The organism is Bacillus proteolyticus (genome assembly GCF_001884065.1).
GTDB lineage: Bacteria > Bacillota > Bacilli > Bacillales > Bacillaceae_G > Bacillus_A > Bacillus_A proteolyticus.
Window position 1 is genome coordinate 176,804 of sequence record NZ_MACH01000092.1, and the last position, 12,001, is coordinate 188,804.

A 12,001-nucleotide genomic window follows, 5' to 3' on the forward strand; every position below is an offset into this window, starting at 1 on the left:
TCCTAACAAGCAGAAACATAACCATTAAGTATATGAATAAAAATAGAAAGTGATGGATTAGGTCTCTTTAGGGGGAATCTGATGAATCGCTTTAGAAGATATTGGTATCGATTGATGATATCAAATGATGTGAACTTAGTTCATAAAAGAAGGATGAATCCTGCAAGTAGGTTAGTCGTTACAGCATTACTCGGGTCATTTGCTGCTATCTTTCAATCTGCAGGGAACTTAATTCCTGGTATAGGTCTATTTATTAGTCCATTCTCGACACTGCCGATATTTTTTGCTATTTGCTATTCTATTCGTGAGGGGATACTCTCTTATATTCTTACTATTTTCCTATTATTTATTATTGAGCCGAGTGAACTAATTGTCTTTCCCTTTACTACAGGATTATTAGGTATAGCGTTAGGAGTATCCTTTTTACAATTCAAGAGGAGGATTTTGATAGTTTCCTTTTCAGCGTTATGTCTACTTATAGGAATTATGATCGTTCTCGATATATTCCGCTTTCCAGTACTTGGTCCTACTGTTCATACAATTATGGATATAAAAGCTATTACATTAATATTTATACTGAGTTTTGTATACTGCTGGATCTATGCAGAGTTGTGTAGAATAATGATGAATAGAGTATATAAAGTATGGTCTTAACAATTGCATAAAATCTTTTTGAACAAATACACTTTCTCATATATTTTCAAAGATTGGAGATTTAAGTCATGTATAACATTGAAATTAGAAGGCCGAATTCGAATGATTTAGATGAACTACATTTGTTTTTTCGTCTTGTTATTACTAATACATTTAAAAACGAAGGGTTATCACATCTATTAGATGACATAGAAAATGAAATTAACTCGAAAAAGCAATATTTGAAAGATGATTTTGATAGTAATGGAGAAAATCGTTACTTTTTATTAGCAATAGATACAAATAACGATAAAATTATTGGAACAATTGAAGTCGGTCCAGCAAGTACATTGATTAATAGTTGTACAGACGGTGTACTTAAGGATTTGTATGAAATAGGAACTGTATTTATACTTCCGGAGTACCAAAGAAAAGGTATAGGGAGTTTACTTCTAAATACAATGTATCTTACATTACTTAGCAGAGGAATAACCGAATGCTGTTTAGATAGTGGATACAAAAAAGCACAAAGTATATGGACAAAAAAGTTTGGAAAACCTAGTTATGTGCTGAAGGATTATTGGGGCGAATCAAACGATCATATGATTTGGAAAAAAAGTTTACATGATATACCTATAATATTTGAATTATAAAATGAAATATCTCTCTTAACATAGCTTTTCTTACATACTTATGCTATTATTTATCTTTATAATAAAAGAGGACGTGAATGAACTTGATTAAAATTAATATTCCTGAAGCTGATGTTTCAATTACTGAACGTAAACAAGTTATTAAAGGAGACGAGCCATTAATTACTCCAATTAACGGTTTTATCGATTTCCACTTGTTCCCTAGAGATAAAGGCGGCATTTTTATGTTTTACAATATTAATGACGAACTTCTTTTCGTAGGTAAAGCTCGTAAAATTAGACAACGTATTAAAAAGCATTTTGAAGACAATGTTTCACCAATCAAAAATCATCGTGATGAAGTATATCGTATCGATGCATGTATCGTAGAAGATCCAACAGAAAGAGAAATTTACGAAACTTACATTATTAATGAATATAAAGCAAAATATAACGTTGATAAAGTGTTCTATAAATAAGTAACAAAAAACAATCCTAGCACATATACTGGGATTGTTTTTTTGTGTTTCATTCTTCATTTCTTTCTCCTTTTTTAAAATGATTAGCAGCAATTAAACAGAAAAGCCCTATAAATAAAATTATAATTCCAAGCGTTTTATGTTTTCCTTCAAAAAAAGGAATATCTGAAATAACATTTGTAATACATAACCCTATAAACACAAGGATAGGTCCTGCCCACAGTAATACATTGCCGAATTTCGTATGTTGCCACATAGTAACCCTCCTCACTATTTTTTACATATATATCCATAAAATAAAAGTAAATTCATAGAGAAAAATAGTTTTTTTCATATTGAAAATTGAACCTTCATATATTGGTACAAGCAAACGAGAAAGGGGACCATCATGAATTGGTTAGAAGCTTTTATATTAGGAATAATACAAGGTTTAACAGAGTTTTTGCCGATTAGTAGTACAGGACATCTTTATTTAGGAAGGCATTTGTTTCAATTAGATGACGCAGGTTTATTTTTAGATACGATGCTGCATATCGGAACTTTGCTTGCAGTGTTTATTTATTACAAAAAAGAATTTATATACTTAATTAAAAATCCATTTTCAAAACTAATGTTATTGCTTATTGTTGGGACGATACCTGCAGTTGTAATTGGATTGTTATTTAAAGACTTCTTTGAAGATATTTCAAAAACAGGTATTACGATTGGATGGGAGTTTTTAGTGACAGGTTTCTTTCTCTACATGGCCGATAAACAAAAAAATGGTCGTAAAAAAATGGATGACATTACATATAAAGATGCATTTATCATCGGTTCATTTCAAGCGGCTGCTATTTTTCCGGCAATTTCCCGTTCTGGTATGACAATCGTCGCTGCATTATGGAGAAAATTAGACCGTGAAACAGCTGCTTACTTTTCTTTTTTACTGTCGACACCAGCCATTGTTGGAGCTATCATTTTGCAATTTATAGATGTTTTTCAAGGGAAAGTAGAATCTATTTCTAGTACATCTTTAATTGTCGGAACGTTATCAGCAGCGTTTTTTGGTTACATAGCTGTTTCATGGATGATTCAATATTTAAAACGTCACTCCTTAAAAGTATTCGCGTATTACGTATGGGGATTAGGCATTTTAATTTTAACGTTGCAATTTACTCATGTGTTTTAATTTAGTAATTCTTCGTTTAGATCCTGTTTCATTCATACAAGGCAGGATCTCTTTTCATTAAGGGGGAAAATATGTTTAATAAGGCTATTGTTATTGGTGGAAGTATGGCGGGAAAGTTTGCAGCAAAAGCATTATCAACTTCTTTTAAAGAAGTAATCATTTTAGAAGTCGGTGAAAAATGGGATGGAAAAACTTCAAGAAAAAGAGTTCCACAAAGCAATCATCCTCACGTGTTATTAAAAGGTGGAGAAAAAGCAATTGAAGAATTGTTTCCTACTATTACGAATGAATTAATAGAAGCGGGCAGTATCATAAATAACTTTACGCGTGATTTGAAATGGCATCAATTTGGTCTATGGAAACAACCGTTCATAGGGGAAGTACATATGATTCAGCAAAGTCGCCCTTTGCTAGAATGGCATATTCAAAAACGAATTGATCAAATTTCAAATATTACTATTAAATATGAAACATTGGTTAAAGGGTTATTAGTAGATGGAAAGCTTAACAAAGTGTGTGGAGTAAAAGTTAAATATTTAGAGGCAGGCATGCAAGAAGAAGTTTATGCAGATATTGTAATTGATGCGAGTGGATTTGGGTCGAAAAGTATAGAGTGGCTACGAGAATACGAAATTGAAGTAAAAGAAGAGAAAGTTCGTATTGATTTATTTTACGCAACGAAAATGTTCAAACTTAAAGAAAATGAGGAGTTAGACTGTTGTAATATGTTAATGTCTCCAAGTTTCCCTGAAAACCCTTATGGCGTTCTTATTCAAACGATTGAAGATAATCGTTATTTTGTTACCTTCAGTGGATATGCAAATGAGAAAGCACCACAAACAGATGATGAGTTTTATGATTTTGCTGAAAATCTATCAATCCCTAATGTAACAAAGTTTCTAAACAAAGCTGAGGGGATTACTGATATAAAGACATACAAAATTCCTTATCAAGTACGTCGGCGATTTGATTTAGTTAGCAATGTACCAGAAGGGTTGTTAGTAGTTGGAGATGCGCAATGTCGTTTTGATCCCGTTTTCGGTCAAGGTGTTTCAGTTGCTGCTATGGAATCTCACCAGTTGCAATTACTTCTGCAAGGTAGAAAACAACTTGATAAAACATTTACACAACAATTTTATAAAAAGGCAGCTAATATAATAGAAACCCCTTGGGATATGACAACAACGGAAATATCACGTCACCCGCAACTAAAGAGAGAATTAACTACGAAACAAAAATTTCAGCTGTGGTATACGAAACAAATATATCGACTATCCGCAAGTGATTCCGATGTTTATATTCGGTTAGTACGAGTGATGAATTTAATTCGTAGTCCATTTCATCTTTTTCATCCGAAAGTGCTACTAGCTGTATTACTTAATCGAAAGAAATAGCAGGAATATAATTGATTAAAAAAGAATGTATAACAGTTAGTAAATCAAGAAGGAGAATACGGGATGGAAATATACATAGAGCAACTAAAGAAACAAGACGCTAAGGATTTATTTACGTTTGAACTTACGAATAAATCTTTTTTTGAAACAATGGTACCAAATCGTGGCTCGAAATATTTTGAATTTGAATATTTCCAAAAACTACTAGACGATTTATTAATAGAACAGGCGGATGGAGATTCTTATTTTTATTTAATTCGTAATGAAGAAAAAGAAATTGTAGGACGAATAAATTTAGTAGATATAGATACAGAAACTCGAATTAGTTCGCTAGGGTATCGGGTCGGAGAAAAATTTACTAAAAAAGGAGTTGCAACAGCAGCCGTAAAATTAATTTTAGACGTAGCGAAAAACAATGAAATTAATAGGGTTCATGCTAAAACAACGACTAATAATCTCGCATCACAAATTGTACTAGAAAAAAGCGGATTTTCTTCTTATCAAAACGAATCAGATACAACATCTGTAGAATTAAATGGAGAACATGTGAAGTTTGTACATTATATTTGGAGAAATACTTCGCGCTTATAATAAGGGGGACTTATTCATGAATGATTTACGTTATCCAATTGGCCAATTTACATACAAACGTCCTATAACTGAAGAAATGATTGATACATGGATTCAAGAAATTGAAGATTTACCTAATGAACTAACAAAGGCAATTAAAGATTTAGATCAGAAGCAGTTAGATACACCGTATCGCGTTGGAGGATGGACTGTCCGTCAAGTTGTTCATCACGTTGTTGATAGCCATATGAATAGCTACATACGCTTTAAATTAGCACTGACAGAAAAGAATCCAACTATTAAACCGTATAAAGAAGAAAAGTGGGCAGAATTGCCTGATTCGAAATTACCGGTAGATGTTTCACTAGTAATGCTAGATTCATTACATAAAAGATGGGTTAACCTTTTATATTCATTAGAACCTACTGATTTAGAAAAGACATTTAATCATCCTGAATCTGGTGAAACAAAACTGGCTGTTGCAATTGGACTATACGCCTGGCACGGTCGTCATCATACAGCTCATATTACTTCTTTAAGAAAGCGTCTAAATTGGTAATATGGAGATTATATTAGAGAAGGCGACAGAAGCTGATGCAGAAGTTATATTTCAAATGCAAATAGACTCATTTAGCCTTTTATTAAATACATATAAAGACTATGAAACAAATCCAGCAAATGAAACTATCGAAAAAACTATTTATAGAATAAATCATGTAGACAGTGGCTTCTATAAAATAATAGTGGCTATGAATCTTGTGGGAGCGATATGTATTTCACAAAAAGAAACACCCTCTAAATTTTGGATCAGTCCAATGTTTATTCACCCGAGTCATCAAGGAAAAGGAATTGCTCAAAAGGTACTTACATTAATTGAGGAAATGTTTCCTGAAGCAACGAGCTGGGAACTGGCTACTATTTTAGAAGAAGAGAAAAATTGTTTTTTGTATGAAAAGATGGGGTATAAAAGAACAGAAGTTATAAAGAAATTAAATGATAAAACTACACTTATTTATTACAAAAAAGAAAGGTAAAGCATATAAAATACGCTTTACCTTTTTATGATAATTCAGATTAAATATACAAAAATAATGTATATTCTTCCAAAATACTCGGGTTAGTAATTTTGAAATTGAATAAAAATACAAAAACTACTACTTTGTCGTAAATGTTACTAACGCTTTTTGAATGCTTAAAATACTATCGTCACCTTTAAATTCTTTCGTAATTGGATCCTCCATACTAGACACCCAAATTTTAAGTTCTGCATCCAAATCAAAATGTCCAGCCGTTTCGATGCTGTATTGTGTAATACTTTTATAAGGAATAGAATGGTATTCTGTTTTTTTGCCAGTTACTCCTTGTTTATCTACTAAAATAAGACGACGATTTGTAAATACGATTAGATCACGAATTAATTTATAAGCATGCTCTACTTTTTCATCGTCTAGCATAATCTTCTCTAAATCACGTTCTACACTTTCAGAACTCGTATTTGATGCATTTCCTAAAATACCGCTAAATAAACCCATATTAAATTCCTCCTTTAATATATGTGGAATGAATTACTTATATTGTAACATGTTACTCACAAAGATATTATGACATTACTTTAGTAGTTTTTGGTTATTGTTGTAATTAGTTTATATAACCTCATCTTAATATCTTGTGCTAATATGAAATTAAGAAAAAAGAAGCAGAGGGATATAGCATGAAGAATATCGGTTTAGTATTAGAAGGCGGCGGGATGAAAGGATTATATACTGCAGGAGTACTTGAGTATTTTATGGAAAGGGATTTATTCTTTCCGTATGTAGTCGGTGTATCCGCTGGAGCATGTATGGGAGCAACATATTTGTCACGTCAAAAAGGAAGAAATAAGAAAGTGAATACAGAGCTAGTAGCAGATCACAGGTATATATCTTATCGAAATTTAATTAGAAAACGTGAATTATTTGGAATGGATTTTTTATTCGATGAAGTACCAAACAAAATTGTACCGTTTGATTTTCAAACTTTCCTAAATTCAAATGAACAGTTTGTAATCGGAACGACTGATTGCGAATCAGGACAAGCAGTTTATTATAATAAAACAGAACACGGAAATGATATTTTAAAAATTATTCGTGCATCAAGCTCTGTTCCGTTTATAGCACCTGCTGTAGATTATGATAATCGAAAATTGTTAGATGGAGGGATTATAGATCCTATTCCAGTATTAAAAGCGCAAAATGATGGTTACCAAAAGAATGTTGTTATTATGACAAAGCCGGATGGATACGAGAAGCAGCGGAATAAATTTTCTGGATTGGCTAAAATTTTATATAGAAAATATCCGAAAATCGCAGAGACTTTAGTAGAACATTATCGCTTTTATAATGAAACGATATCTTATATGAGTCAAAAAGAACAAAAAGATAATTTTTATGTAATTCAACCAAGTGTACAACTTCCTATAAGCGGAATAGAAAGAGACAAGGAAAAACTCGTTAATTTATATAATCTAGGTTATAAAGATGCTCAATATCATTATGAAAACTTATTAAATTGGATAGAGAAATAAAGGGGTGGGTATTTGAAGTTAGGAAAACAAGTTATGTTTAATGAATTGCAGAAAATGCATAGTCCTCTATATAAACCATTTCCGAATTGTGATATTCGAAAAATACGGAAAGATCATAAAAATATGTTTACAGAAGATGATTGTATAAGTGCTGATTTAAATTATTATTGGATGCATACAGCAGGGACTTTAAGTTACGTACTTAATGAAAATGAAAAGGAGATTTCGTTTGAGCAAATAAAATGGCTACGAAAATCGTTTTTCGAATGGTTTCCACAATATCGTTTTCTAGAAACAGAAATTGTGAAGTATCCCATTTTGTATAGAGATTTCATGAATTATGAGAAGGTCCGGAAACTATTACTTTATTACCTTACTGAATAAAAGCGAAAGCGTACAGGTTACATTACTTGTACGTTTTTTGTTCATAAAATATACAATATTAACAACTTGTTTATATAGGAATTCTAATACGAAGAAAGAAGTACATATAGAATGATGTAAGGGAGGGAGAGATGTTTAGTGACCGTTTTCCATTAATTTATTGTCCAACTCGAATATATTTAGTTAATTATGTTAAAATATTTCGAGTGAAATCAAGTACTTATTTTATCAAACATTAAACAAAATAAGTGAGAAGGGACAACATTAACATGGAAAACGTATCAACTATAGATAAATTGGAATCAATAAAATCTTTACAGTCAACAATCCGTAAACTTGAAAATGCACTATCACAAATGACTCAAAAAGGTGCAAATACTACATTAGTGAAAAAACGACTTAAAGCTGTGTGCGTAGGGTTAGCAGTGCTAGAAAAAGTATGGAACCAAGAAAGTCACCTGTATAGCCATGAAGAGTTAGCAGAAGCTCGTAATATCCTTGCTGGTTTGCTTCCATCAATCGAGAGGGCCTATGATAAGTCTAAGGCTGGTAGTCCACAAAGAACGCTTTTAACAAGGAGGATCAAAGCGTTAGAACTTTCTATTCAGGCAATTGATAAACTTTCTAGTGAATGACTCATCTAAATACATAACATCCAAATTCTAATTTTATAAAAGCAATCTAGTGAAAAGAAAGAAATACAAAGGAGGAAGATGGGTGACTTCAATAACTAGTCCTAAGTTAGAGGAGCTTAATAATCAATTAAAGAATGGAAACGAAAAAGCTTTGTATACTTTTTTGCATGAAATAAAGTCGAATAATACGCCACTAATAGAACAATGTCCTGTAGATAGTCAGTATAGTCTTATAACGTATATGCTAATAGAGCGTCTGTGTTAAGCATAGGGATGAAAGTGCAGTATAGCAGTCGTTTCCCTTCAAATCATTATCCATCTGGAAAAATTGAAACACATTCTTTTCATAGTACGATTTTAAATAACACACGTAGAATTCATATTTATACGCCTCATGATTATTCTCACACTTCACATCTTCAAGAACTTCTCATTGTGTTTGATGGGAATTCATTCATTAATAACTTTTCAATCGAAAGAACACTCAATTATTTAATTCACGCAAAAAAAATCCCTTCTTGTATTGCTGTTGCTATAGAACCAGTTAATCGGCTAGAAGAACTAACTTATAACGATAAAATGAATGCGTTTTTAACGGAGGAATTACTTCCGTGGATCCAGGCGAAGTATCGAGTGCATCAAGAAGCCAAACATACAACAATTGCTGGTTTCAGTCTTGGTGGCTTAGCAGCTTTTTATGCAGCGCTTCAAAATCCACACATTTTCGGGAACGTGTTGTCAATGTCTGGATCCGTGCATTGGAAAAAGGATGCCTATGAAAATAAAATTCCTTGGATTGAAAATCAAATTTCATCTATAAATTCCAATACGAGTCAACCTCATTTTTACATAGCAGCAGGAGAACTCGAAAACAAACCTCTTTTAACGGCTAATAGGAGCCTGTACAAAGCTTTAAAAGAAAAAGAGTACCAAATTACTTATGAAGAGTTTCAAGGCGGATATGACAGTGTGTGGTGGCGAGAAAAGTTATTTGATGGATTGATAGCATTGAAACATACAAAAACAACGCTAAAAAATGAAAAGGGGAATGAATCCATGAATCAAGATGAACTAGATAAAAACCTTAAAAAACAAGAGATTTTAGTAAAAGATGAGAAAGTTTGGTCCTATACGTATGAGGATCATATTAGTTCTATCGTTAAAGAAGCAGAAAAGAAAGGGTCTTTTGATAATTTACCCGGTAAAGGGAAACCTCTTAATCTTGATAAAGACCTTTCGTACAATCCTGAAAAGCAATTGTATAGAACTTTGAAAAATAATCATGTTTTACCTAGGTGGATTGAAATTTCAAAGGAAATTGATGATTTAAAAGAAAGACTAAAAGAAAATACAAATACTACAGAAGCAGCGGATTTAATTCGAACTATTAATAAAAAGGTTTTAGAACATAATTTAATTTGTCCACCAAGTGCGCAAAAAACAAGGGTGAAAACGGATTTTTAACAATTTTTAATTAAGCTATCTCATGCTATATAATTAAGTAAGGCATTTTCAATTCATTATTAAAGGGAGGTAAATGTGATGAAGAATACGTATCAGCTTCAATTACCGAAAGAACTAGAACAGTATCGAACAAGTTTAGAAGAAAGTGTAAAACCGTATATTAAAGTGTCTGGAACGCTAGCAGAGACAACTCTTTTTGAAAGTAAGTTTGGCGGTTATCCGTATTTACCTATAAATCAAGAGCATCCTAAAGACTCAAACGGACAACCTATGATGTTACTTGCGCAGTTGAATTTTGAAGAAATGCCGCATATTGAATCCATGCCTCAAAACGGACTGTTACAATTTTTCGTAAGTGCTGATGATGAGCTTTTTGGAATAGATCTCGATCATCCAACAAGCCAAAACGACTTTCGAATTATTTATCATTCTACAATAACGGCAGATTTAACTAAGGTTATTACTGATTTTAATTATTTAAATACTTTAGCTTTAGAGCATTTTATCATACCTGAAGCAGCTAAACTAAAATTTGAATTGGATTACCAACCAGTAACATCAAGAGATTATCGATTTGAAAAGATTTTTAGTGATATCATTGATTGGGGAGAAATCGTTGATGAAGAAAATGAAACAGAATTAGGCGAACTATATGATGATTTATGTGAAAATTACGGGCATAAAATTGGTGGCTATCCGTTTTTCACACAGACAGATCCGAGGGAATGGGAAGAAAAATACCAACAACATGATATATTATTGTTGCAAATCGATACAGACAATTTATTAAATATTATGTGGGGAGATTCTGGTGTTGCTAATTTCTTTATACGCAAGGAAGATTTATTAAACTTAGATTTTTCTAACGTTATATACAATTGGGATTGTTACTAAAAGATATAAATAAAATAATAGCAAACTAAAAATCTTCCTGAAGGTGAGGAGGATTTTTTTATGTTAAAAATAAACATTATGTTAACTAGAGTGCGAAATGATATGTGCAATAAAAGTCAAGTGTAAATACAAAAAATAACAACAAGAAAATATAAAATTATAAAGTGTATGTAATTAGCAATAAATCGATACAGTAAAACATAAAATGAAATTTATAATCTAGATTTTGTATAGAAAAATTATTTCGCATAAAAATTTATTGCTGATCAAAAATATTTTTGAGTCGCTAAATGATACATCGATAATCGATTTAAATATGCTGTGATTCATTGATATAAAAATAGACGATAGAAACTGTAGAAATTCATTTAGATAAGACTTTGTGTAAATCTCATTAAAAATCTCCGTTTCGTCTCATTAAGTATAGTTTACTTGGTTTTTGATACCTGAGATTACTTTGTTTCATTAACTGCCTATAATATATATTATGTTAACTAATTAAAAATAATAAACTTATTATATGTTGGTTATTGTTATTGGGCTCCCCTTTTCTTGGGATTCATTCTGTGTGATGGATTGTGTGGTTATTTGTTTTTGTTTTATAAGTTGTTGATGATAATGTCTCCAGATATAAATGATATTTAAGACAATAAAAAATACAATTCGTTTAAAATGAACGCATTAAACGAATTGTATGGATATGATTTAATAACAAGTTTTTAAAATTAGTTTGCTACAGCAATTGCTTCGATTTCAATTAATAAGTTATCGTTAATTAACTTTCTAACTTCTACAGCTGAACTTGCTGGTGGATTGTTAGTATCAATGTATTGGTCTCGTATATCTCTAACGATGGCCATTTGAGAAATATCTGTTAAGAAAAATGTTAATTTTACTACATCATTAAATTTTAATTCCGAAGTTTCTAATGCACTTTTAATATTTTCGAATACTTGTCGCGTTTGTGTAGCTAAATCATCAATGCCAACTATTTGACCATCAGTATTGATCGCTACTTGTCCAGATATGTAAATTGTTCGTTTAGCGTTATTGACCTCGACTATATGAGAATATCCGAAAGTTGCTGGCATTGTTTCTGGATTGATAAATTTCTTTTGCATGGCTCTTCTCTCCTTTTAATGTCTTATTTTCTTTATATTAGGTTTTTATTTCGGATTATCCTCT

14 protein-coding genes and 2 pseudogenes are annotated in these 12,001 nt (G+C 31.6%); 13 read left to right on the forward strand and 3 right to left on the reverse strand.

The window, feature by feature from the left end; genetic code table 11:
- The first annotated feature begins 81 nt into the window (after positions 1–81).
- The 3 genes from BAQ49_RS15375 (at position 82) to BAQ49_RS15385 (ending at position 1,744) form a co-directional block, all read left to right on the forward strand.
- Positions 82–654, forward strand: coding sequence for a YybS family protein (locus BAQ49_RS15375; RefSeq protein ID WP_071746030.1), 573 nt, complete (start codon positions 82–84; stop codon positions 652–654).
- A 68-nt stretch (positions 655–722) separates the two neighbouring features.
- On the forward strand, positions 723–1,286 hold the full coding sequence (locus BAQ49_RS15380; RefSeq protein WP_071746031.1) for a GNAT family N-acetyltransferase: 564 nt from the start codon (positions 723–725) through the stop codon (positions 1,284–1,286).
- Between the two features lie 77 nt (positions 1,287–1,363).
- Positions 1,364–1,744 carry a nucleotide excision repair endonuclease gene (locus BAQ49_RS15385; protein WP_002147616.1) on the forward strand — a complete coding sequence of 127 codons (381 nt, stop codon included), beginning with the start codon at positions 1,364–1,366 and terminating at the stop codon, positions 1,742–1,744.
- A 49-nt stretch (positions 1,745–1,793) separates the two neighbouring features.
- Here BAQ49_RS15385 and BAQ49_RS15390 read toward each other — a convergent pair whose 3' ends face one another.
- The gene (locus BAQ49_RS15390; protein ID WP_071746032.1) at positions 1,794–2,000 is read right to left on the reverse strand and encodes a hypothetical protein; all 207 of its coding nucleotides are present in this window, start codon (positions 1,998–2,000) and stop codon (positions 1,794–1,796) included.
- Positions 2,001–2,132: 132 nt separating this feature from the next.
- Between BAQ49_RS15390 and BAQ49_RS15395 the strand changes: the two genes are divergently transcribed.
- From BAQ49_RS15395 to BAQ49_RS15415, 5 genes and pseudogenes are all read left to right on the forward strand, one after another.
- Complete coding sequence (locus BAQ49_RS15395; RefSeq protein WP_071746033.1) at positions 2,133–2,912, forward strand: undecaprenyl-diphosphate phosphatase; 780 nt, start codon at positions 2,133–2,135, stop codon at positions 2,910–2,912.
- 71 nt (positions 2,913–2,983) lie between these two features.
- Positions 2,984–4,306, forward strand: coding sequence for an FAD-dependent oxidoreductase (locus BAQ49_RS15400; protein ID WP_071746034.1), 1,323 nt, complete (start codon positions 2,984–2,986; stop codon positions 4,304–4,306).
- Between the two features lie 63 nt (positions 4,307–4,369).
- Positions 4,370–4,897: a GNAT family N-acetyltransferase gene (locus tag BAQ49_RS15405; protein WP_071746035.1), complete on the forward strand. Its 528-nt coding sequence runs from the start codon at positions 4,370–4,372 to the stop codon at positions 4,895–4,897.
- Between the two features lie 16 nt (positions 4,898–4,913).
- On the forward strand, positions 4,914–5,435 hold the full coding sequence (locus BAQ49_RS15410) for a YfiT family bacillithiol transferase (protein ID WP_071746036.1): 522 nt from the start codon (positions 4,914–4,916) through the stop codon (positions 5,433–5,435).
- Position 5,436: 1 nt separating this feature from the next.
- Positions 5,437–5,910 (forward strand): annotated as a pseudogene (locus BAQ49_RS15415) (GNAT family N-acetyltransferase); the annotation flags it as partial.
- 120 nt (positions 5,911–6,030) lie between these two features.
- Here the strand turns inward: BAQ49_RS15415 and BAQ49_RS15420 are convergent.
- Positions 6,031–6,408, reverse strand: a complete 378-nt coding sequence (locus BAQ49_RS15420; protein WP_000522472.1) for a PH domain-containing protein — start codon at positions 6,406–6,408, stop codon at positions 6,031–6,033.
- A gap of 179 nt (positions 6,409–6,587) precedes the next feature.
- Here BAQ49_RS15420 and BAQ49_RS15425 point away from each other — a divergent pair, with 179 nt between their 5' ends.
- The 5 genes and pseudogenes from BAQ49_RS15425 (at position 6,588) to BAQ49_RS15450 (ending at position 10,816) form a co-directional block, all read left to right on the forward strand.
- Positions 6,588–7,439 (forward strand): patatin-like phospholipase family protein, encoded by an 852-nt coding sequence (locus BAQ49_RS15425; protein ID WP_071746038.1) that lies wholly within the window; start codon positions 6,588–6,590, stop codon positions 7,437–7,439.
- A 12-nt stretch (positions 7,440–7,451) separates the two neighbouring features.
- A complete protein-coding gene (locus BAQ49_RS15430; protein WP_071746039.1) occupies positions 7,452–7,823 on the forward strand; it encodes a YxiJ-like family protein in 372 nt (123 codons plus the stop codon).
- A gap of 269 nt (positions 7,824–8,092) precedes the next feature.
- Positions 8,093–8,458, forward strand: coding sequence for a hypothetical protein (locus tag BAQ49_RS15435; protein ID WP_071746040.1), 366 nt, complete (start codon positions 8,093–8,095; stop codon positions 8,456–8,458).
- Positions 8,459–8,540: 82 nt separating this feature from the next.
- A pseudogene (locus tag BAQ49_RS31490) lies at positions 8,541–9,922 on the forward strand (DnaJ family domain-containing protein).
- A 78-nt stretch (positions 9,923–10,000) separates the two neighbouring features.
- The gene (locus BAQ49_RS15450) at positions 10,001–10,816 is read left to right on the forward strand and encodes a YwqG family protein (protein WP_071746041.1); all 816 of its coding nucleotides are present in this window, start codon (positions 10,001–10,003) and stop codon (positions 10,814–10,816) included.
- A gap of 725 nt (positions 10,817–11,541) precedes the next feature.
- On the opposite strand, the gene BAQ49_RS15455 is transcribed toward BAQ49_RS15450, so the two are convergent.
- A complete protein-coding gene (locus BAQ49_RS15455) occupies positions 11,542–11,937 on the reverse strand; it encodes a RidA family protein (RefSeq protein ID WP_071746042.1) in 396 nt (131 codons plus the stop codon).
- Positions 11,938–12,001: the final 64 nt, after the last annotated feature.